Here is a 22,212-nt window from a genome sequence, read left to right as displayed (position 1 = left end):
TCGCCGTCTGGCGGATTAGAGTTCTTTTGTAACCCCTGCGTCCAGTCCGTGTGATGGCGGGGGGCTGCATACCGAGGCCGATGCGCGTTAGGATGGCGCGAAGTCTACGATCAGCGCAGTGAGAAACCCTATGAGTGACAGCATCCGTTCGACCCCGACCAAGGTTGAGATCAGCCAGCGTGACACCTGTTTCAAGGGCTTCTACAAGCTGGATCGCCTGGTCCTGCGCCACGAGCTGTTTGCCGGTGGCATGAGCCGGGACATCAATCGCGAATTGTTCGTGCGCCATGACGCGGTCTGCGTGCTGCCCTACGACGCCCGCCATGACGAAGTGGTGCTGATCGAGCAGTTCCGCGTCGGTGCCCTGGACAAGGCTGCCAACCCGTGGATGGTCGAGTTGGTGGCTGGCCTGATCGATAAAAACGGCGAACCACCTGAAGAGGTTGCTCGCCGCGAAGCAGAGGAGGAAGCTGGTCTTGCGTTGCAAACCTTGTGGCCGATCACCAAATATTTTCCTTCGCCGGGCGGCAGTGACGAGTTCGTGCATCTGTACCTGGGCCGCTGCGAAACCCGCGGCGAAACCGAGGTCGGGGGGCTGCACGGCCTGGAGGCGGAAGCCGAAGATATTCGCGTGACGGTATGGGCACTGGAAGATGCCTTGCAGGCTGTGCGCGACGGACGAATATGCAATGCCGCCACGATCATTGCCTTGCAATGGCTGGCGTTGAACCGTACTGAAGTCAGGGGGCTATGGTCGTGAATCTCTTGCGTGAGCGCTATCGTGTCGATCTCGTCGGCCTGCAGGCCGCCTGCGAGGCCAACTACGCACGTCTGATGCGCTTGTTGCCGGACATGCGCAACGAACAGCGCTCACGCCGCGTGGCCGTTACCCAGGGCGACCAGATGCTCGGCGTGCTGGCCGTCGAAGTGCTGCTCGACTGCCCCTACACCACCACTTTGCAAGTCCGTCAGGAACACAGCCTGCCATGGCTGCCGGTGCCGCAACTGGAAGTGCAGGTCTACCACGATGCGCGCATGGCCGAAGTCATCGGTGCCGAACATGCCCGGCGTTTTCGTGGCATCTACCCTTACCCCAATGCCGACATGCACCAGCCGGATGAAAAAGCCCAATTGAACCTGTTCCTCGGCGAATGGCTGAGCCATTGCCTGGCGTGTGGACATGAGTTTGAGGCGGTGCGTTGATGGTTAGTCTACCGCCAGCAAGCGCCGCTTGAGTGGTGTTTTATAGTGGCTTCCAAGTTTCAGGCTGCATGTACATCGAACTCTCCAGAGTATTTGTGGCGCTGGCCATCCGTCACTACAATTACCTCGAAGCGAGCGTGCATCTGCTGTCTTTCTTCGCTGGAGGATATCAGTTCGATAAAGCCCTCTCTGGCGGGATAACCCACAGGATACCAGCCTCCGATAGCTTCATCCCATCGACGAAACATTGTGTAAGTCACAAAAGAACTGTTTTCATCAACAGGGTATTTTCCCGGAAGGAAGTCCCGTTGAAGCCCTATGCTTAGGCCTCTGCGCGTCATATCCTCTGTGGGCGTATAGAGGCGAACAACTTTAGAACATCGTCCTGAATCGGGGTTGCAGTACATCTCGATGTCGGCCTCAGCGATGTGCATCTGTTCATCATTGAGAAGAACCGCCCAAGTCCCATCGGCCTTTTTTCCACGCACAAGATATTCTGCAAAACTCTCGGCGGATTGTTGATTTTTCATTGTTCTTGACCTGCTCTAATCATTACTTTGTTATCGATGCGGGCGGTACAATTGCCCAGGGAGTAACATAGGCTTATCAATGGCAGCTGAGACCTGTCACTTTTGATAGGTTGTTATTTTTTTTTGGAATAGATTGAACAAGGTTCAAAACATCTATCGATGGTCGGTCTGGCTTGTGACTCAGTGCTCATCCAGCCATTTGCTGATGAAGTCGCTTGCTTCCATAATCGCCAGACCCTGCCCAAGGAGATGGCCGTTGCCTAACGTCCCCGCTAAAGACACTTCAGTTCTGTTGGTCCAACTGTCTGACAGCCATTTATTCGCTGATGCGGACGGGCGGTTGCTGGGCATGAATACCCGGCAGAGCCTGGAAAAAGTCATCGAGTCGGTGCTGGCAGAACAACCCGCTGTCGATCTGCTGCTGGCCACCGGTGATCTGTCCCAGGATGGCAGCGTGGAGTCATATCAGGCGTTTCGCCAACTGAGCGCGCAGATTGCCGCGCCAGCCCGCTGGTTGCCGGGTAATCACGACGAACTGCCGCAGATGACTGAAGCTGCCCGGCAAAGCGACCTCCTCGAGCCGGTGATCGATATTGGTCAATGGCGTATTACCCTGCTCGATTCCGCCGTGCCGGGTTCGGTGCCCGGCTATCTGCAGGATGGGCAACTACAGCTACTGGCCCGAGCGCTGAGCGAAGCGCCGGAGCGTCATCACCTGATCTGTCTGCATCATCATCCGATTCCCATCGATTGTGCCTGGATGGAACCCATCGGCCTGCGTAATCCCGATGCCTTGTTCGCCGTGCTTGGCCGGTTCCCGCAGGTCAGGGCCGTGCTATGGGGGCATATTCATCAGATGTTCGATCAGGTGCGCGAGGGTGTGCGCCTGCTGGCTTCGCCTTCAACCTGCATCCAGTTCGCGCCGGGCAGTGAGGATTTCCAACTCGATGACCTGCCGCCCGGCTATCGCTGGATGCGGCTGTATGACGATGGGCGGCTGGAGACCGGTATTTCCCGTGTGACCGGTTTTGCGTTCGAGGTTGATTTAGGTGGAGAAGGTTATTGATTAGCCATGCTTTATTGCTCTGGAAATACGGAATCGCGTGCAGCCCAACATCTATTGGAAACGTATTAAAGGCAGTCTTGCTCCCTGAGTCCCTGTAAACTGCGTGGTTTTGCGCAAACACAGAACAATTCGGGAGTGCATGGTGTGACCGGCGAAACCCCCACCCTGTTGTATATCCATGGTCTGAACAGTTCGGGCCTGTCGAAAAAAGCCACTCAGCTCGCGGCCTTGATGCAGGCCCGAGGGTTGGCTGAGCAGTTGCGGGTTCCGGAACTGCACCACCACCCCCGCCAGGCCATTGCCCAGCTGGAAGCCGCAATTGATGAACTGGGGCGGCCACTGCTGGTCGGCAGCTCGCTCGGCGGCTACTATGCGACTCACTTGGCCCAGCGCTACGGCCTCAAAGCCTTGTTGATCAATCCAGCGGTCAATCCACACCAGTTGTTTGACGGCTTTCTTGGCCCCCAGGAAAACCTCTATACCGGTGAGCGCTGGGAACTGACTCTCGACCATGTGCAAGCCCTGGCCGAACTGGAAGTCCCGGCCCCGCAGGATCCGCAGCGTACGCAGGTATGGTTGCAGACCGGCGACGAAACCCTGGATTACCGGCGCGCCGAAGCCTTTTACCGGGCCTGTGCCCTGCGCATTCAGGCCGGTGGCGATCACAGCTACCAAGGGTTTGCCGAGCAGTTGCCTGCCGTGTTGAGTTTTGCCGGATTTGCGCCTGAGTTGTAACCGAACCGGTGGGACCGGCTTCAGCCGGGAAGGCGTTATGCCAGACAATGCAGATGCATTGAAGATACTGGCCCCTTCCCGACTAAAGCCGGTCCCACAGTGCTGAAATTTAACGAACCATTGATGACGAGACCCCATGGCCAATCCCAGCGCTAGCTCTTATAACGCCGACGCCATCGAAGTCCTCTCGGGCCTCGACCCGGTACGCAAACGTCCGGGCATGTATACCGATACCTCGCGGCCCAACCACCTGGCCCAGGAAGTCATCGACAACAGTGTCGACGAGGCCCTGGCCGGTCATGCCAGGTCGGTGCAGGTCATCCTGCATGCCGACAACTCGCTTGAAGTGTCCGATGACGGTCGCGGCATGCCTGTGGATATTCACCCGGAAGAGGGTGTCTCCGGGGTCGAGCTGATCCTGACCAAGCTGCACGCGGGCGGTAAATTCTCCAACAAAAACTACCAGTTCTCCGGCGGCCTGCACGGTGTGGGGATCTCCGTGGTCAACGCGCTCTCGACCCTGGTCCGGGTCCGGGTCAAGCGCGACGGCAACGAATACGAAATGAGCTTTGCCGACGGTTACAAGGCGTCCGAGCTGGCCGTGATCGGCACGGTGGGCAAGCGCAATACTGGCACCAGCGTATATTTCGCTCCGGATCCCAAGTATTTCGATTCGCCGAAGTTTTCTGTCAGCCGCCTCAAGCATGTGCTCAAGGCCAAGGCCGTGTTGTGTCCGGGGCTGCTGGTCAGCTTTGAAGACAAGGCCAGTGGCGAGAAGGTCGAGTGGCATTACGAAGATGGCCTGCGTTCCTACCTGCAAGACTCGGTGACGGATTTCCTGCGTCTGCCGGACGAGCCGTTCTGCGGCTCCTTCGCCGGTAATAAAGAAGCTGTCGACTGGGCCTTGCTGTGGCTGCCCGAAGGCGGCGACAGCCTGCAGGAAAGCTACGTCAACCTGATCCCCACGGCCCAGGGCGGTACCCACGTCAACGGCCTGCGTCAGGGCCTGCTCGATGCGATGCGTGAATTCTGCGAATTCCGCAATCTGCTGCCGCGCGGGGTCAAGCTGGCGCCGGAAGACGTCTGGGAGCGGATTGCCTTCGTCCTGTCGATGAAGATGCAGGAACCGCAGTTCTCCGGCCAGACCAAGGAGCGACTGTCGTCCCGGGAGGCGGCGGCCTTCGTTTCCGGAGTGGTCAAGGACGCTTTCAGTCTGTGGCTCAATGCCAACTCCGAACTGGGCATGCAACTGGCCGAACTGGCGATCAATAACGCCGGTCGTCGTCTGAAGGCCAGCAAGAAGGTCGAACGCAAGCGCATCACCCAGGGCCCGGCGCTGCCCGGCAAACTGGCTGACTGCGCCGGGCAGGACCCGATGCGTGCCGAGCTGTTCCTGGTCGAGGGTGATTCCGCCGGTGGTTCGGCCAAGCAGGCGCGGGACAAGGAGTTCCAGGCCATCCTGCCGTTGCGCGGCAAGATTCTGAACACCTGGGAAGTCGACGGCGGCGAAGTCCTCGCCAGCCAGGAAGTACACAATATTGCCGTGGCCATCGGCGTCGACCCGGGTGCCGAGGACGTCAGTCAGCTGCGTTATGGCAAGATCTGCATCCTCGCCGACGCCGACTCCGACGGTCTGCACATTGCCACTTTGCTCTGCGCGCTATTTGTTCAGCACTTCCGTCCGCTGGTCCTGGCCGGTCACGTGTATGTGGCCATGCCGCCGCTGTATCGCATCGACCTGGGCAAGGATATTTATTACGCCCTGGACGAAGCCGAGCGTGATGGCATCCTTGACCGACTGGTCGCCGAGAAGAAACGCGGCAAGCCTCAGGTCACCCGATTCAAAGGTCTGGGTGAAATGAACCCGCCGCAACTGCGCGAGACCACCATGGACCCGAACACCCGGCGTCTGGTCCAGCTGACCCTGGAGGACATCGAGCAGACTTCGGAAATGATGGACATGCTGTTGGCCAAGAAGCGCGCCCCGGATCGCAAGAACTGGCTCGAATCCAAAGGCAACCTGGCCGAGGTTCTGGCTTGATGCGAGTCTGGCTGGCGGCTTTGCTGGTCGTCATGGCCCCGGTCTTCGCCGTGCCGATGGTGGTGCAGGAAGAGCTCAAGCTGCTGTCCGAGCATGCCGTCGACGATATGCCCGGCGGTAATCTGTCGGGCCTGACCTATTGCAACGGCAGCATGTGGACGGTATCCGATCGCGACGACGAGGTGCTCTACAGCCTCGATATGAGCAATACGGTGTGGAGGGCGGTTGCCCATCACCTGGATCTTCCTCCGGTACCGGACAGTGGCCTGCCCCTGACCTTGCGTTCGATGACCAAAGCCTCGTCCTATATGCGGGGCGGGGCAATGGACTTCGAAGGCGTGAGCTGCGACGCCAAGGGCAACCGCTATCTGGTCAGCGAAGGCTATGCCACGGTGCTCAAGGTGCCGGTTGATGGCGCGCCGCAGTGGCTTGATCTGCCGACAAAGTTGGTGGAGGAGGCCCGTGACAGAGGCATGCTGCAACATTTCAATGCGATCTTCGAAGGCATCGCCGTCAACGCTGCGGGCGACCGTTTGTGGCTGGCGGCCGAGCGCGAGGAGCGTGGCTTGCTGGCGGTTCAGCATGACGCAAACGGCTGGCACTGCAACGGCAGCTGTGTGCTGAATACCGATACCGACAAGACCCGGCTACCCAAACAGTTGGGCGGCAAGAAGGTGTCCCAGGATTATTCTGATCTGATGCTCTACCACGACAAATTGTTCACGCTGGAGCGGGCAACCTATCGCATCTGCCGTCGCACCCTGGAAACCGGCGTGGTCGAGCGCTGCTGGTCATTCGCTGAAGAAGCCCTGCAGCCCATGCGCCTGTACGATCAACCCTATGGCCTGACCGAGGCGCTGGTGATTGACGACAAGGGTGCCTGGATCGGCATCGACAATAATTTCGGTGCTCGCGCCGATGGCGAGAAACGCCCGATTGTCTGGCGTTTCGCCGCCCCCGCCGATGGCTGGGATGCGCGTTGATGAGCCCGTTTGAAATCAATCGAATAGACCCGGCGCCGCAGCGACAGCCTGCCACGCCCGAATACTTACTGATGAGGCCCGCATGAGCGACTCCCTTGACCTCAGCCTGGATGGTGTAGAACGCCGTTCACTGTCTGACTTCACCGAACAGGCCTACCTCAACTACTCCATGTACGTGATCATGGACCGGGCCTTGCCGCATATCGGCGACGGCCTGAAACCTGTACAGCGCCGCATCATCTACGCCATGAGCGAGCTGGGCCTGGACGCCGATTCCAAGCACAAGAAGTCGGCGCGTACCGTCGGCGACGTGCTCGGTAAGTTCCACCCCCACGGTGACTCGGCCTGCTACGAAGCCATGGTGCTGATGGCGCAACCGTTCAGCTACCGTTACACACTGGTGGACGGCCAGGGCAACTGGGGTGCGCCGGATGATCCCAAGTCCTTCGCTGCCATGCGTTACACCGAGGCGCGCCTGTCGCGTTACTCCGAAGTGTTGCTCAGCGAACTGGGCCAGGGCACCGCGGACTGGGTGCCGAACTTCGACGGCACCCTGGATGAGCCAGCGGTATTACCGGCGCGCCTGCCCAATATCCTGCTCAATGGCACCACCGGTATCGCCGTCGGCATGGCCACCGACGTGCCGCCGCATAACCTGCGCGAAGTCGCCACCGCCTGCGTACGCCTGCTCGACGAGCCCAAGGCCACGGTCGAACAACTGGTCGAGCATATCCAGGGCCCGGATTATCCGACCGAAGCAGAGATCATCACGCCACGTGCCGATCTGCTGAAAATGTACGAAACCGGGAAGGGCTCGGTGCGCATGCGTGCTGTGTACCATGTCGAAGATGGCGACATCATCGTTACCTCGCTGCCGCATCAGGTGTCTGGCGCCAAGGTGCTCGAGCAGATTGCCGCGCTGATGCAGGCCAAGCCGTCCAAGGCGCCGCAGGTTGCCGACCTGCGCGACGAGTCCGACCACGAGAACCCTTGCCGTATCGTGATCATTCCGGTGAACAGCCGGGTCGACCACGAAGCGCTGATGCAGCACCTGTTTGCCACCACGGACCTGGAGTCCAGCTACCGGGTCAACATCAATATCATCGGTCTGGACGGCAAGCCGCAGCTGAAAAACCTGCGCGCCCTGCTGGTCGAATGGCTGGAATTCCGCGTGCTGACCGTGCGTCGCCGCTTGCAATTCCGCCTCGATAAGGTGGAGCGTCGTCTGCATCTGTTGGATGGCTTGCTGATCGCCTACCTCAATCTGGATGAAGTGATTCATATCATCCGTACCGAGGAGCATCCGCGTGCCCGCCTGATCGAGCGCTTCGAGCTGAGCGAAATCCAGGCTGATTACATCCTCGATACCCGCCTGCGTCAGTTGGCACGCCTCGAGGAAATGAAGCTGCGCAATGAGCAGGACGAACTGAACAACGAGCGCACCAAGCTGCTGGCTCTGCTCGGCAGCGAAGCCAAGCTGAAGAAGCTGGTGCGCACCGAGCTTCTCAAGGACGCCGAGACTTATGGCGATGATCGCCGCTCGCCGATTGTCGAGCGCGCTGAAGCCAAGGCCATGACGGAACATGACCTGCTGCCTAACGAGAAAGTGACTGTCGTACTGTCGGAAAAAGGTTGGGTGCGCTCGGCCAAAGGTCACGATATCGACGCGACCGGTCTGTCCTACAAGGCCGGTGACGGTTACAAGACTGCGGCAATGGGGCGTTCCAACCAGTACGCGGTATTCATCGACTCCACTGGACGCAGCTATTCCCTGGCGGCTCATACCCTGCCATCGGCACGGGGCCAGGGTGAGCCGTTGACCGGCAAGCTGCAGCCCCCTCCGGGCGCCACCTTCGAGTGCGTGCTGCTGCCGGACGACGATGCGCTGTACGTGATCGCCTCTGACGCTGGCTATGGCTTCGTGGTCAAGGGTGAGGATCTGCAGGCCAAGAACAAGGCCGGCAAGGCGCTGTTAAGCCTGCCGAATGGCGCCAGGGTTATCCTGCCGCGTCCCGTGGCTGATCGTGAACAGAACTGGCTGGCTGCGGTGACCACCGAAGGCCGTCTGCTGGTGTTCAAGATCAGTGACTTGCCGCAGCTGGGCAAAGGCAAGGGCAACAAGATCATCGGCATTCCCGGCGAGCGCGTGGCTACCCGCGAAGAGTACGTCACCGATCTGGCCGTGATTCCTGACGGCGCAACCCTGGTTCTGCAGGCTGGCAAGCGCAACTTGTCGCTCAAACCTGACGATCTGGAACATTACAAGGGCGAACGCGGTCGGCGAGGCAATAAACTGCCGCGGGGCTTCCAGCGGGTCGATGCCTTGTTGGTGGAAATCGCCGGATAATTGCAGATTAGAGCTATCGGTCTTCGTTTTCCTACGAAGATCGGTGCTTAATCGCTGGAGTCACGACGCATATTCACGGATGATATGACGAGATGCGGCACTTCAATGGCTGAGTGCCTGTACGGCTTTTATTCAGCATTTATACACGATGATGGCATTTTAATAGCTATCTGGACGGGACGATGAAACTTTTACGCCTTCCTCTTCTCATGCTGCTGACCAGCGTTCTGGGTCTTGCGGGTTGCAGCATGCATCAACCGACCGCCCTTTATCAGCTCGACAGTGGCGATCCCGGTCAACCGAAAAATACAGGTCTGGCCGTGGTGCTTGGCCCTGTTGCCATCGCTGACTATCTGCAACGTGAAACCCTGCTGCAACGCCAGCCCGATGGCAGCCTGACGGCTTCGCCGGATGGACGCTGGGCCGGCAGCCTGTCTTCGGACATCGATCAATTGCTGCTACGACAACTGTCGTGGAAGCTCGACAGCCAGCGTGTAGTCATGGCTCCCGCTGTCGCCAATTTCATTCCGGATGTACAGGTTGTGCTGTCCATCACCCGCCTGGACTCCGGCGAGCAGCAACCGGCGATTCTCGATGCCCAATGGCGTCTGCTGGATCGCAAGGGCCAGGTGCGCGACAGCCGCCTGATTCACTTGCAGGAAAACCACAACGGCACTTCTGCCTCGCAGGTGAAGGCGCAGGGCATTCTTTTGCAGCGCCTGGCCGATCAGGTCAGCGCCGCAGTCAAGCCGATTGCCTGGCAGCCGGTGGAAGAACCGAAGAAGCCGCCGGTAGCCAAGGCCAAAGAGCCTGAGAAGCCGAAGATTCCAATCGCTTCGCCGATTCGTACGGATCTGGAAGTGTTCAGGTTCTAATAGATTTCTATGTCGGCCTGCTCTGTTGGAGCGAGGCTTGCCCGCAAAATGAGCGACACGATAAGACAGCCATGCCGCGTCGACCCATTCGCGGGCAAGCCTCGCTCCAACGCATCACCATTGCCGCGAGATGGCGTGGTATCAGTTACACCGCAGAACGCTGAATTGATATAGATCTTGCCCCCCCACACCCTGCCTCGGCAGGGTGTTTTTGTTTGGGGCTTGGCAAGCGGGAGGGTCAGGCCTTGCGCGCTTCGTGCATGCGCGCCAGTTGCCGTTCCAGCATGGACGGGTAGGGCTCCATCAGGCGTTCGACGCAGCAGGCGCCTTCGGGGCTGGCGATGGGGCGGATGCGGGCGCGTTGGCGGATCAGGCTGTCGTCGCTGATCTTGCGCTCCACCAGCAGCAGGTTGCGGCTGTGTTGCGACAGGGCAAGGGCGTCCTGGGCAGTCTCGGTCAGCAGCAGGTCGATCTGGCTCAGACCGGACAAGCCATCACCCAGGGTCAGGCCCAATTGCAATTGCAGGGTGATGCCGCTGTCGGCGACTTCGATCTGCAGGGCATGGCTCAAGGCGCGCAACAGCTCACCACAGCAAATGGCGTTGGTCAGGTAGTCATCGCCGCTGTCCTGGCTGTGGAACAGCATCAGGGTGCTGCCGTCGTTCAGGGTGTGCAGTTCGCTGTCATACAGCGATGCGGCCTGGTCGATGCAGTCGCGATAGCGTTGCAACAGGTCAGTCAGGCGTGCCCGGGGCAGGCGACGCAACTGATCCTGAGCGCCCAGTTGCACGGCCAGCACCGCACTGTGGCGTGGCTGGGTGTCGACCACGGCGGTGCGTTGAGGCTGCACGACCGGAGCAGAGTGATCGCGCAGGTCGGCAAAGGGGTCGTGATCGTCTTCTTCATCTTCCTCGGCGACCAGGGCGCGCGGCACCAGAGGCTTGTGCACCGGGCGCGACGCCGGGGCTTCGTCGAAACCCGGATCGCGCAGATCACGGACTTCAAAGGCCGGATCATCATGCTCGCTGGCGTTGCCGAAGTGGTCGTCCTCTTCTTCTTCGTACTCGGGTTCCGGCTCCGGCACGGGCTCCGGAGCGGGAGGGGCGAAGGAGGTGCGCAGTTGCCGGGCCAGGTCGCCGATTTCGTCCTGGCGATCGGTGGCCGGGGTGTAGGGGTCGATATCCCGCAGCCAGATGCGCAGTTGCAGCAGCGGCGTGGAGATATGCCGGCCCAGGCGCAGGCTCAGGGCCAGGGCCAGAGCCAGCAGGATGCCGGCGAGGATCCCCATGCTTTGCAGGCTGATGGTCATGGGCTGCTGGAACTGGCTCATGTCCAGGCTGATGCGCAGGTGCCCGGCGATGACGTCCTGAAAGGTGATCTTGATCTCGTACAGCCCTTCGCTTTCGCCCAGCAGGCCGTTTTTCGGGCGCTGTCCGGCTTCGGCAAGGATGCGGTTATCCACGCTGTAGATTGCCGCATGGGCCACCAGCGGGTTTTTCACCAGGTTACCCAATAGGACGTTGAGGCTGAGGATGTCGTTGGACACCAGCAGTTCAGTCGCTGAGGTGGCTGTCTGAGTGGTCAGGGCCTGTCCCAGCGCATCGGCCTGCTCGTGCATGGCCTGCTTGAACTGCAGCCCCATGACGCCGGCATAGATCACCAGCGCCAGGGCGACGAGGATCACGTTATGGCTGGCGATACGCAACGCGATCGGCACACGACGGTGGCGTAACGCACGGAAGATCAGCAGGAAGAAGTTATCGGTTTTGACGGGCGTGGGCCGGTTCACAGAGCACGGCTCTCTTGGAGAAGTTGCCGCGCAGTATAGCGAGCGACCCAGTAGCGGCAAAGCGCTGGCTGTGCCCGATGGTCACTGAAAGTGGGTAGAATGCGGTTTTTTTCCACTGCGGGGGTGCGCCTTGCGCGAAATTGTCCTGATTAACATCACAGGTGTTGACCGTCCCGGTCTCACTGCGGCCATCACCGGGGTACTTGCCCAGGGTGGCGTGAACATTCTCGATATTGGTCAGGCAGTGATTCACGACACCTTGTCGTTCGGCATCCTGGTTGAAATTCCGGGGACCGAGCAAGGTTCTTCGGTGCTCAAGGACATCCTGTTCACCGCTTACAAGCTGGATCAGCAGGTGCGGTTCACGGCGGTGTCCGAAGAGGACTATCAGCAGTGGGTCGATGGTCAGGGCAAGGCCCGGCATATCGTCACCCTGCTGACCCGCAAAGTGACCGCCGAGCAATTGCAGCGCGTCAGCTCGATCACCGCCAAGTACGGCCTGAATATCGACCAGATCGATCGCCTGTCCGGGCGCATGCCTTTGGACACTCCGGCCGACAAGGGCAAGGGCTGCATCGAGTTTTCCGTGCGCGGCGAGCCGGAAGATGCCAAGGCCATGCAGGCTGAATTCCTCAGCGTGGCTCAGGAACTCAATGTCGATATCGCCTTCCAGCAGGACTCGCTGTTCCGCCGCAACCGTCGCCTGGCGGTATTCGACATGGACTCGACCCTGATCGAAGCCGAGGTTATCGATGAATTGGCCAAGGCTGCCGGTGTGGGCGAACTGGTTTCGCAGATTACCGAACGCGCCATGCGTGGCGAGCTGGATTTTCGCGCGAGTTTCAAGGAGCGTCTGGCGCTGCTCAAGGGGCTGGATGTCAGCGTCTTGGACGAGATCGGCGCGCAGCTGCGCCTGACTGAAGGTGCCGAGACGCTGTTTGCCGAACTCAAGCGCCTGGGCTACAAGACCGCCATTCTATCCGGTGGCTTCACCTACTTCGCCAAGCAGTTGCAGGCGAAACTGGGTATCGACTACGTGTTCGCCAATGAGCTGGAAGTAGTGGATGGCAAATGCACGGGGGTGGCCATCGAGCCGATCGTCGACGCCAAGCGCAAGGCTGATCTGCTGCGCGAGCTGGCGCTAAAGGAAGGTTTGAGCCTGGAACAGACCATTGCCGTAGGCGACGGTGCCAACGACCTGCCGATGCTGGCCATTGCCGGCCTGGGGGTAGCGTTCCGCGCCAAGCCGCTGGTCAAGCAGTCGGCCAAACAGGCGATCTCGACTCTGGGCCTGGACGGCATCCTCTATCTGTTGGGGTTCCGTGACCGTGAAGGGCGTGCCTGACACGAGGTCTGCCGGGAAACGGTTGTGGGAGCGAATTCATTCGCGAAAGCAGTACTTCAGACGATGAGGTTTTATTGAATGAGCTGACCTCTTCGCGAATGAATTCGCTCCCACAGGCTGCCTCAATTCATATCGAAGTTTAGAGCGACGTCCACAGCGAATCGAATTCCTGCCCCGGACCATTATCGTTGCGCGCTGACTTAGGCGCCTCGAAGGTCTGGTATTCGAACTGGTTGTAGCTGCCACTGCCGGCGCGCCGATGTTGCAGGGCGCCACGGCGTTCCTCACCGGCGATATTGATCATCACGTGATTGCCTTCCTGAAACGGCAGGCAGGGCGCGAGGATCGTCGCCGGTTGGCCGATGGCGCGGACCTCCGGCAGCAGCAGGGCGCGCAGGTACTGGCTGTTCTGGCCTTCGCGCACCAGTTGCAGGCCGCAAGGCTGGGCAAAGGGGGCGATCAGCTCGACGCCCATCTGCGTGCCGCCACTGCGTACCTGGCGTACCCAGCGCACCACGGCAACGCTCCAGCCTTGCGCCACATCATCCTGAATCCCGATCAGCTCACCGGCCTGCAATTGGTCCGGTACTTCTTTTGGCCAGGCCAGGCAGTAGCCGCCAGGGCTGTGGTTGACGATGTGCAGATCGTAGTTCTGAAAGCTCTGCTGGGCGTTGGCAGCGGCTTCGCTGCCTTCAGCGTCGTTCTGGTGGTACTGGATTTCTTCGTAGGGCAGCAGCACCTGAGAAGTATTGCCGCGCTGGGTGTCGAAGGCGCTCGACCAGGGGTCGTCGTTATGCTCCATCAACTCCAGCTTGAATTCTGCCGCCTTGCCGGCGGTCGGCACTTGCAGCATGTCACTGAAGGATTTCTGCCCACCGACATTGAAATGCAGTGCGCTCATGCCGATGCAGACGTTCAGCGTGCCCTGGCCCGGCGTGCGCTGGAAAGTGCGCTCGGCGACATCGCCCCAGGCCGCCGCTACGTGTTGCAGCAGGTCGGTCGAGAAGCCTGGCGGCACCAGCAATGGCGACTGCGAGCGCTGTTCGGCTGGCAGTTCCAGATACTGATTGATGGTCGCCGCCAGTGTCAGCGGGTTAAGGCCCAGCAGCTCCGGCCACTGCTCGTCGGGGAACAGCGATTTGTACAGGGGCGGTTTGTCGGCCTTTGGCGACAGCGCAAACAGGCTTTCGCCATCGGCCGGCGATTGCAGCTTGACCATGGCACTCCAGGGCTCCAGTACATCAGCCAGGCGACCGATGTTGATCTGGCGCATCTGATTGCAGCGCGAGCAACCCAGCAGCAGCGCGACGATATAAGTCTGCTCGATGCTCAGCGTGCGGGTATGGCTGGCCAGGCTGTCGCTGACCGGAGTGTTCTGCAGCTGGTTCTGCCGGGCGATCTGATAGATCTGGTGCATTTCCAGCCAGAGGCCGTCCTGCACCGGGCAGTAAAGCTGGCTGGCGCGGATCAGCGGACCATTGAGGCAGTGCAGCGCACGCTGCATGGCCGTGGTCAGGGCAGGGGCCAGCTCTTTATTGAAGTTGGGCGACAGTCGCTCGATGATCTGCTTGTAACCCACCGCAAGATGGTTTTGCAGGGCTTGGCAGAGATTGGCGACCTTACGGGGTCGCTCATCGAGGACGATGGCTTGATTGAGGAAGTGGCGTTCAAGGTGCTTGCAGACGAAATAAACTTCCGGACGCAACAGCTCCAGAAGTTGCAGGCGGTTTTCGCTGGAGGTCATCAACTGGTTGAGTTCGCTCAAGCCCTGATAAAGCTGACGAGCGGTTTCACCGAGGTTTGCTTTGGGCAGCGTGGAGATCCAGCGCTTCAAGTCGCGGGGAGTGGCTTCACAGAACGATAGGCTCGACTGCGTTGGCGTAGGAACACGCAGCAACATAGGGAGGCTCAAATTACTCATGTGACAGGCAAACTCCAACTGCTTACAGGCCCGAACGGCGGCTTCAATCAACCGATTAATAGCATTTCCATGAGCGAGTCGATGGAGTCTACGTCAATTAAAAGCAAAGTGTCCTACTACACCGATGATGTCACTTTAGCATTGTCCGTGTCAGGCCGCAGCATTGGTAAGGTCTTACTGCGGTCATGTCCTTTCTGAGTTGTCAGGCCGGCAATGGGCGAGCATCGCTCGTGTTCGCCCATTTACATTCAGACTGACGGGTCTCAAGCAAGTTTCGATGATGCCAGCGCCTGACCCATTTGCACAGGCGCGCCCGCCGACAACTCGCTCAACCAACTGACCTGATTCGGCCCGAACAATACGATGGCCGTGGAGCCTAGCTTGAAGCGGCCCAGTTCCGCCCCTTTTTCCAGATGAATGGGCGCACGGGCAGCTTCGTCATAGCGCACGCTTTTCAGTTCGCGTTTGGGCGGCGTGACCAGTCCGGCCCAGACCGTTTCAATCGAGGCCACGATCATTGCGCCAACCAGTACCACGGCCATTGGCCCATGCTCGGTATCGAACAGGCAGGCGACACGCTCGTTGCGGGCGAACAGTTCCGGAACGTTTTCTGCGGTGGTCTGGTTGACCGAGAACAGGCGGCCCGGCACGTAGACCATTTCACGCAAGGTCCCGGCAACCGGCATGTGCACGCGATGGTAGTCCTTGGGCGACAGGTAAACCGTGGCGAACTCGCCACCCATGAACGGCGCGGCCAGGGCAGCGTCGCCACCGAGCAGTTCCAGGGCGCTGAAGCTATGGCCTTTGGCCTGGAAAATCCGGCCCTGCTCGATGCTGCCCAACTGGCTGATGGCACCGTCGGCCGGTGACAGTATTGCGCCGGGCGTCTGGTCCAGCGGACGCGCTCCGGGTTTCAGGGCGCGGGTGAAGAAATCATTGAAATGTTCATAGGCAGTGAGGTCCTCGACCAGCGCCTGAGACATGTCCACCTGATAGCGCTGGGCGAACCAGCTGGTAAAGGCATTCTTGAACCAGCGCACGCGACACTCGGCGATGCAGCCAGCCAGTCGTGACAGCAGGTGATGGGGCAGGACGTACTGGAAGAAAATAAACAAATTTTGTTTCATCAAATTTCCTAGAGCGTATTCGCGGTGAATTCCGGATGTGACTTACTTCTCGACAGGGGTATCGGGGTGGTTGCCCCACTCGCCCCATGAGCCCGCATAGCCTTTGACGCGCGGGTACCCTAGCGCCTTCGCCACCAGATAAGTGAAGCCGGAGCGATGGTGAGTCTGGCAGTGCGTGATGACTTCTTTGTCAGGCGTGATGCCCAGTTGTTCCAGGACTTGCGGCATGTCCTTGCGGATACGCAAATTGCGCGCCTGATCCATGCCGGCCGTCCATTCGAAATTGACCGCGCCGGGAATATGCCCGCCCTTGGCCGCCAGGACTTTCTCGCCGGAGTATTCGGTCGGGCCGCGCGCATCCCAGATTGCCAGGTCGGCAGCGCCGAGGCGTGATTGCAGATATTCCCGGGTGGCAGTGGGCTCCTCATGGAGGGTCAGGGCCACCGGGCCGCCGACAGGGGCGGGCGTCTCGGTGCTCAAGGGGAGATCCTGGGCCTGCCAGGCCAGCAGGCCGCCATCCAGGTAGTGATATTTGCTGTGGCCGATGACATCCAGCAGCCAGATGAAGCGCCCGGCCCAGCCGCCGCCTTCGTCGTCGTAGACTACGTAGACCGCATCCGGGTTGTGGCCCAATTCACCGAACAGCTCTTGCAACTGCGTCAGGGGCGGCAGCAGGCCCGGTGCCGGTGGCTGGCCCAGTTGCGTACGCTTGGGGTCGACGAAACGCGCACCCGGCAGATGACCGGCGGCATAGCGGGCGCTGCTGGTCAGGTCCACCAGAATCAGCTCGGGGGCGTGCAGATGTGGCTGCAAGTCGCTGGGTTCGATCACCAGCGGCAAGCTGGAGAAGACTGACATGGGTGCCTCCAGATCATCGAAAAGAGGCGAATTGTACACCAAGCCCTAAGTTCTCAACTCTTGCGATTGGTAAAGCTGGCCAAGGCGCGTTCGATGCACTGGGTGGTCTTGCCGAAGGCCTGCACGCTGATTTCCGAGAACGGCCCGCCGCCCTGGTCGGCGACAATCAACATGACGACCTTGCCGTTATTGGCGACGGACTTGATCAGCCAGTGGCTGCCGTTGAACAGGGCTTTCAGGCTGCCGGGCAATAACGCCGAGAACTGCGCGTGGTTGGCGGGCGTCAGGCGTAATTGTGTGGGCTGGGCCAACAGGCGCTGCAGCACGGTGCTTTCCTTTATATGCAGCACGGTGCCGCCGACTTCCTTGGGCAGCCCGACAGACTGGTGTACACGCAGACTGGTGCCGGTCTTTTCCATCATCAACAGCAGGACGCGCTGCATGCCGCAGGCCTTGAGGGCGTCCCGGGCACAGATGGTCAGGTGCATGGCGTTGGTGAAGCGGCTCGGCTCTAGCAGCAGCTCGGCACACAGCTGGCGCCAATGCTGCAGTGCATCGGCCGACGGCGGCGGTGCGGGTAGCAGGCCGCGGTGTACGCGGCGGGTGTTCCATGGCCAGATCAGCGCTTCGGCCGGATGCCACAGGCCAGGGGATGCGTGCAGGCGGCCACTGCTGGCGGCGTTCTGATGGACTTGCTGCTGAGTTTCGTCCAGGGGTTGCTGCAGGTACAGGCAGGTGAGCAGTTCCCAGCGGATGCAGTGAGGGCTGTTCCACGCCTGTTGTGCCGACAGGGCCAGGCCGTTGCCGAGCAACACGGTATTGGCAGGCTGGTTGAACCAGCGGCGCAGGTTGGGATCGGCGTCCATCAGCTGTTGCTGCTGCAAGGGGTCGTCGTTTTCCCTGGCGATGCGCAGCGCCTTGACCACCTCCCGGCGTTCGCTGATCAGCAGTCGATAACCCTGGGTAACCCATAGTGGCAGGCGCCAGGTTTCGGCTACGGCCAGGCACAGGTCGAGCAGGGCGACACCAAATAGCTCTTTTTCCACCGCCCGAGCCCGTTCGCCCTTGTGGATAACCCGAAGTTCCCAGTCTTCCAGCAGTTTCGGGTGAGCCAGCGCCATAGGCCAGAGCGGCGCCAGGAACAGCAGGGCGCCCAGATGAATGTCCTGCCACAACCGCGCCAGGCGGCTTGCGAACAGTCCGTTGGCCTGCTGCGTGGCGTGCTGGCTGATCAGTTGCAGTTGCAGGAAGGCGACCGGAATATCGGCAGTTTCCACCGAAGGCAGGCGGTTAAGCAGCACTTCCGTGCGGGCCAGGCCCAGGCGATTGATGGCGATCTCAAGGCTTTCGGCCGGTTCGGTCAGGCCAGTGGTATGGTGGTTGGCTTCACGCATGACGCTCAGCACCAGCGCCGGGCTGTCTTGCATCATGTCCGCGATTTCACGCAGTGACCGCCGACTGTCATTCAGCGCGTCCTTTACCTTTTTGTGGTTGGCCGCAGGCACGGGGAGCGCAAGGCTGTCCAGGTGCTTGACCCACGCAGTGAGGTTGTTCGGAACGACTGTCGAATGCGAGGTTTCTGACGGCATGCAGGAGGCCTGTTTGACGAGTTTTTTTGAGCAATCTGACAGCTGGTTTTCCGGGCTCCGGCCGCTTTGCCTGAGCCTTTGGCCGAGGACCGAACTGGCTTTTCGCCTTAACTGGCTATAGTCTGGCCCAGTTAGGCCGATAAGGAGAAGAAGAGTTTCACGAACTTCCGCATATGTCCCTGAACCCGACTCAGTAAGTACCCTTTACCTATGGCTAAAATAATCGGCATTATTGTGGTTTTCGCGAGTGTGCTCGGCGGATACGTGCTGTCCCACGGCGCAATCGCAGCATTGATACAGCCCTTTGAAGTCCTGATCATCGGTGGTGCGGCCTTCGGTGCGTTCCTCCAGGCCAACCCTGGGCACATGACCAAACTCGTGATCAAGAAATCGCTGAAGATGTTCAGCTCGCGGTTCACTCACGCGTTTTATCTCGAAGTGCTGGGCCTTGTTTACGAGATCCTCAACAAGAGCCGGCGCGAAGGCATGATGGCCATCGAAGCGGACATCGAAGATGCTGCGGCCAGCCCGATTTTTGCCAAATACCCTGGCGTCCTTAAAGACGAGCGCATGACTGCGTATATGTGCGATTACCTGCGCATCATGTCCTCGGGCAACATGGCCCCCCACGAGCTGGAAGGCCTGTTCGACATGGAGTTGCTGAGCATGAAGGAGGAGCTTGAGCATCCTTCCCATGCGATCACCGGTATTGCTGACGGCATGCCCGGTTTCGGTATCGTTGCGGCGGTATTGGGTATCGTGGTCACCATGGCGTCCCTGGGGTCGGGCGACAAGGCAGCCATCGGTATGCACGTAGGTGCGGCACTGGTAGGTACCTTCTTCGGTATTCTCGCGGCGTACGGCTTCTTCGGCCCGTTGTCCCAATGTCTGGCCCACGATGCCAAGGAGGAAGTGAACGTCTACGAGGCGATCAAGGCTTCCCTGGTGGCTTCGGCTTCCGGCATGCCGCCTTCCCTGGCGGTGGAGTTCGGTCGCAAGGTTCTTTATCCCGCGCATCGGCCCAGCTTCAGCGAGCTGGAGCAAGCGGTTCGCGGTCGCTGAGTCATGGAAAATAATCAGCCGATAATCATCAAGCGCGTCAAGCGCTTCGGGGGCGGGCACCACGGTGGTGCATGGAAAATCGCCTTCGCCGACTTTGCTACGGCGATGATGGCGTTCTTCCTCGTGCTGTGGCTGATGTCGTCGGCCACGCCCGAGCAGTTGATCGCCATTGCCGGTTATTTCAAGGACCCGGTGGGTTTCTCCGATAGCGGTTCGCCCTACGTTATCGATCTGGGCGGTTCGCCGGAAATGTCTCCCGACCAGACCTTGAATCCCGAGATCAAGTCCACACCGACTCCGGACAACGTGCCGATCGAGTCGGATACGGCTGAAGCCAAGGCGGAGGCGCTTGAGAAGGAACGTCTGCAACTGCTGCTGCAAGAGCTGCAGAACAAGGTCAATGAGAACCCTCAGCTGCAAAAGTTCAAGGACCAGATTCTCATCGATATCACGACCGATGGCCTGCGCATCCAGATTACCGACGCCGATAACCGGCCGATGTTCGATTTGGGCAGCGCGCGTCTGAAGCCGTATTTCGAAGACATCCTGCTGGCCATGGCTGACACCATCAAGGCGGTGCCGAACAAGATCAGCGTCAGTGGCCATACCGATGCCAAGCCTTACGTGGGCAATGGTGACTATGGCAACTGGGAATTGTCGGCCAACCGTGCCAATGCCGCGCGTCGGGCGCTGGTAGCGGGTGGTTATCCCGAGCCGCAGGTTGCGCGGGTCGTAGGTTTCGCCTCGTCGGCTCTGTTCGATCGCGAACATCCGCTGAATCCGGTCAATCGCCGTATCGATATCGTCGTGCTGACCAAAAAGGCCCAGCAACGCATCGAAGGCAGTCAGGGCGGCGAAGCAGCACCCGCTGCGGCGCCGACCGGTTCTGCGCCGGGCGCAGGTACGGCGCCGGCAGCGCCGGACCCGCAGGCCGGGGCGCAACCCCATGAGCTGCGGGAGAAGCTGAACCTGTTCGAGGATGATCCGACCAAGCTCAAGTAAGCAGACACGAAAAAAAACGCCCCTCGGGGCGTTTTTTTATGGGGCGCGGATCAGCTCAGTAGCTGGATTCCGGCAGACTGGCGATGATCGAGCGATAGCTGTTCATGCGCTGCTGCTGGACGCGGCCGTCTTCCAGGGCCTTGAGCAGTGCGCAACCGGGCTCGCGGTCGTGCTTGCAGTCGCGGAAGCGGCAGGTGCCGATCAAGTCGTTGAACTCGATAAAGCCCGCCTCGACATCGAAGCGACTGACGTGACCGAGGCCGAATTCACGGATGCCCGGTGAGTCAATCAGATCGCCGCCACGGGGGAAGTGGAACAGCCGCGCCGTCGTGGTGGTGTGGGTGCCCTGGCCGGAGAGTTCGGACAGCGGCCCGACACGGGTTTCGACTTCCGGCAGCAGGCTGTTGACCAGGGACGACTTGCCGACCCCGGATTGCCCGACGAATACGCTGATGTGACCATCAAGTTGGGCTTGCAGCTGTTGCATGCCATCGCCCTGATGGGCCGAAACCTCCAGTACCGGATAACCCAGCTGCCGATAGACCGCCAACAGCGCATTGAGGGCCGGGGCATTCTGATCGTCGATCAGGTCGGCCTTGTTCAGCAGCAATAAAGGACGGATCCCGGCATGCTCGGCGGCCACCAGATAGCGGTCGATGAGGTTGGCATGGGGCTCGGGCATGGGCGCAAAGACAATCACGATCAGGTCGACGTTGGCGGCTACCGGCTTGAGCTGGCCGCGGCTGTCCGGGCGGCAAAGTTCGGTGCCTCGCGGCAGTTGCGCGACGATCACGCCGATGCCCTGGTTACCGGCGCGCCAGACTACGCGGTCGCCAGTCACCAGTGCAGGCAGGTTGGCGCGTAGGTGGCAGCGGAAGACCTGGCCTTGCAGCTCGCCTTCCTGGGCCTCGACTTCTACCTGGACGCCGAAGTGCGCGATTACCAGGCCGGTCTGTTCGGGGCCGAGATCGCCACCTTCCAGAGTCTGCAGCGCTTGCGTCTCGCGTTTGGCGGCGCGGGCTGCGCGTTCGCCCTGGATTTTTTCGATGCGCCAGTTTTGGCGACGATTGAGTTGGCGTTTGGCCATGGGTGTTCCGAGTCGATAAAACAGCTAAATGGGTGATGCCGGTGAAACGGGCTGGAGTCTACCACGCCGGGGTGAGCTAAACTGCGCGCCTACGTTGAGGAGCCAACACATGCAGAGCAAGCAGAACCTGATTTGGATCGATCTGGAAATGACCGGTCTGGACCCGGACACCGATGTCATTATCGAAATGGCCACCATCATTACCGACAGCGAACTCAATACCCTGGCCGAAGGTCCGGTGATTGCCGTGCACCAGAGCAATGAAATCCTCGCCGGGATGGATGAGTGGAACACCCGCCAGCACGGCGGCTCGGGCCTGACCCAGCGCGTGCGCGAGAGCACCATCAACACGGCCGAGGCCGAGGCGCAGACCCTGGCGTTCATCCAGCAGTGGGTGCCCGAGCGCAGTTCGCCGATCTGTGGCAACAGCATTTGCCAGGATCGCCGCTTCCTGTATCGCCGCATGCCGACTCTGGAAAACTATTTCCACTACCGCAACCTCGATGTTTCTACCCTCAAGGAATTGGCTGCCCGCTGGTCGCCTGAGCTGAAATTCAAGAAAGGCAGCACCCATCTGGCCCTGGACGACATCCGCGAGTCCATCGCCGAGCTGCGTTACTACCGCGAGCATTTCATCAAGTAAGGCGCCTGA

Annotated in this window: 19 protein-coding genes; 12 read left to right on the top strand and 7 right to left on the bottom strand. The window is 60.2% G+C overall.

All coding sequences use genetic code 11. The features are described 5' to 3' along the window. Positions 1-130 precede the first annotated feature (130 nt). The gene (locus ACCD02_RS26490; protein ID WP_413308609.1) at positions 131-760 is read left to right on the top strand and encodes an NUDIX domain-containing protein; all 630 of its coding nucleotides are present in this window, start codon (positions 131-133) and stop codon (positions 758-760) included. Next, positions 751-1,203: a DUF1249 domain-containing protein gene (locus tag ACCD02_RS26485; protein WP_413308607.1), complete on the top strand. Its 453-nt coding sequence runs from the start codon at positions 751-753 to the stop codon at positions 1,201-1,203. Before ACCD02_RS26490 ends, ACCD02_RS26485 begins: the two co-directional genes overlap by 10 nt. A 59-nt stretch (positions 1,204-1,262) precedes the next feature. Here ACCD02_RS26485 and ACCD02_RS26480 read toward each other — a convergent pair whose 3' ends face one another. Next, entirely contained in the window at positions 1,263-1,733 is a 471-nt protein-coding gene (locus ACCD02_RS26480; RefSeq protein ID WP_413308605.1) for a hypothetical protein, read from the bottom strand. 256 nt (positions 1,734-1,989) lie between these two features. On the opposite strand from ACCD02_RS26480, the gene cpdA reads away from it, so the two are divergent. The 6 genes from cpdA (at position 1,990) to ACCD02_RS26450 (ending at position 9,780) form a co-directional block, all read left to right on the top strand. Continuing rightward, positions 1,990-2,799, top strand: a complete 810-nt coding sequence (cpdA, locus tag ACCD02_RS26475) for a 3',5'-cyclic-AMP phosphodiesterase (protein ID WP_413308603.1) — start codon at positions 1,990-1,992, stop codon at positions 2,797-2,799. Between the two features lie 144 nt (positions 2,800-2,943). Continuing rightward, the gene (locus ACCD02_RS26470; RefSeq protein ID WP_413308601.1) at positions 2,944-3,534 is read left to right on the top strand and encodes a YqiA/YcfP family alpha/beta fold hydrolase; all 591 of its coding nucleotides are present in this window, start codon (positions 2,944-2,946) and stop codon (positions 3,532-3,534) included. 136 nt (positions 3,535-3,670) lie between these two features. Next, positions 3,671-5,575 carry a DNA topoisomerase IV subunit B gene (gene parE, locus ACCD02_RS26465; protein ID WP_413308599.1) on the top strand — a complete coding sequence of 635 codons (1,905 nt, stop codon included), beginning with the start codon at positions 3,671-3,673 and terminating at the stop codon, positions 5,573-5,575. Further along, on the top strand, positions 5,575-6,558 hold the full coding sequence (locus ACCD02_RS26460) for an esterase-like activity of phytase family protein (protein ID WP_413308597.1): 984 nt from the start codon (positions 5,575-5,577) through the stop codon (positions 6,556-6,558). The genes parE and ACCD02_RS26460 overlap by 1 nt, the downstream gene beginning before the upstream one ends. An 82-nt stretch (positions 6,559-6,640) precedes the next feature. Beyond that, positions 6,641-8,905, top strand: coding sequence for a DNA topoisomerase IV subunit A (parC, locus tag ACCD02_RS26455; protein WP_413308595.1), 2,265 nt, complete (start codon positions 6,641-6,643; stop codon positions 8,903-8,905). Between the two features lie 182 nt (positions 8,906-9,087). Continuing rightward, a complete protein-coding gene (locus ACCD02_RS26450) occupies positions 9,088-9,780 on the top strand; it encodes a membrane integrity-associated transporter subunit PqiC (RefSeq protein ID WP_413308593.1) in 693 nt (230 codons plus the stop codon). A gap of 238 nt (positions 9,781-10,018) precedes the next feature. Here the strand turns inward: ACCD02_RS26450 and ACCD02_RS26445 are convergent, their stop codons facing one another. Beyond that, a complete protein-coding gene (locus ACCD02_RS26445; RefSeq protein WP_413308591.1) occupies positions 10,019-11,569 on the bottom strand; it encodes a histidine kinase in 1,551 nt (516 codons plus the stop codon). A gap of 130 nt (positions 11,570-11,699) precedes the next feature. Here ACCD02_RS26445 and serB point away from each other — a divergent pair, with 130 nt between their 5' ends. Continuing rightward, positions 11,700-12,914, top strand: a complete 1,215-nt coding sequence (gene serB, locus ACCD02_RS26440; protein WP_413308589.1) for a phosphoserine phosphatase SerB — start codon at positions 11,700-11,702, stop codon at positions 12,912-12,914. A gap of 139 nt (positions 12,915-13,053) precedes the next feature. Here the strand turns inward: serB and ACCD02_RS26435 are convergent, their stop codons facing one another. From ACCD02_RS26435 to ACCD02_RS26420, 4 genes are all read right to left on the bottom strand, one after another. Beyond that, positions 13,054-14,835: a molecular chaperone gene (locus ACCD02_RS26435; RefSeq protein ID WP_413308587.1), complete on the bottom strand. Its 1,782-nt coding sequence runs from the start codon at positions 14,833-14,835 to the stop codon at positions 13,054-13,056. Positions 14,836-15,098: 263 nt separating this feature from the next. Further along, positions 15,099-15,962, bottom strand: coding sequence for an archaetidylserine decarboxylase (gene asd, locus ACCD02_RS26430; protein ID WP_413308585.1), 864 nt, complete (start codon positions 15,960-15,962; stop codon positions 15,099-15,101). Between the two features lie 42 nt (positions 15,963-16,004). Beyond that, the gene (gene rhdA, locus ACCD02_RS26425; protein WP_413308583.1) at positions 16,005-16,820 is read right to left on the bottom strand and encodes a thiosulfate sulfurtransferase; all 816 of its coding nucleotides are present in this window, start codon (positions 16,818-16,820) and stop codon (positions 16,005-16,007) included. Positions 16,821-16,873: 53 nt separating this feature from the next. After that, the gene (locus tag ACCD02_RS26420; protein WP_413308581.1) at positions 16,874-18,409 is read right to left on the bottom strand and encodes an HDOD domain-containing protein; all 1,536 of its coding nucleotides are present in this window, start codon (positions 18,407-18,409) and stop codon (positions 16,874-16,876) included. A gap of 210 nt (positions 18,410-18,619) precedes the next feature. Between ACCD02_RS26420 and motA the strand changes: the two genes are divergently transcribed. Together motA and motB are read left to right on the top strand one after the other, a co-directional pair. After that, positions 18,620-19,471, top strand: a complete 852-nt coding sequence (gene motA / locus ACCD02_RS26415) for a flagellar motor stator protein MotA (protein WP_413308579.1) — start codon at positions 18,620-18,622, stop codon at positions 19,469-19,471. 3 nt (positions 19,472-19,474) lie between these two features. Further along, positions 19,475-20,473: a flagellar motor protein MotB gene (gene motB / locus ACCD02_RS26410; protein WP_413308577.1), complete on the top strand. Its 999-nt coding sequence runs from the start codon at positions 19,475-19,477 to the stop codon at positions 20,471-20,473. 55 nt (positions 20,474-20,528) lie between these two features. On the opposite strand, the gene rsgA is transcribed toward motB, so the two are convergent. Further along, positions 20,529-21,560 carry a small ribosomal subunit biogenesis GTPase RsgA gene (gene rsgA, locus ACCD02_RS26405; RefSeq protein ID WP_413308575.1) on the bottom strand — a complete coding sequence of 344 codons (1,032 nt, stop codon included), beginning with the start codon at positions 21,558-21,560 and terminating at the stop codon, positions 20,529-20,531. A gap of 109 nt (positions 21,561-21,669) precedes the next feature. On the opposite strand from rsgA, the gene orn reads away from it, so the two are divergent. Then, on the top strand, positions 21,670-22,203 hold the full coding sequence (gene orn / locus ACCD02_RS26400) for an oligoribonuclease (RefSeq protein WP_413308573.1): 534 nt from the start codon (positions 21,670-21,672) through the stop codon (positions 22,201-22,203). Positions 22,204-22,212: the final 9 nt, after the last annotated feature.

The organism is Pseudomonas sp. Pseusp88 (assembly GCF_047303955.1).
GTDB lineage: Bacteria > Pseudomonadota > Gammaproteobacteria > Pseudomonadales > Pseudomonadaceae > Aquipseudomonas.
Note: the sequence above shows the minus strand (reverse complement) of the source record. Positions and strands in the feature narration are given on the sequence as shown.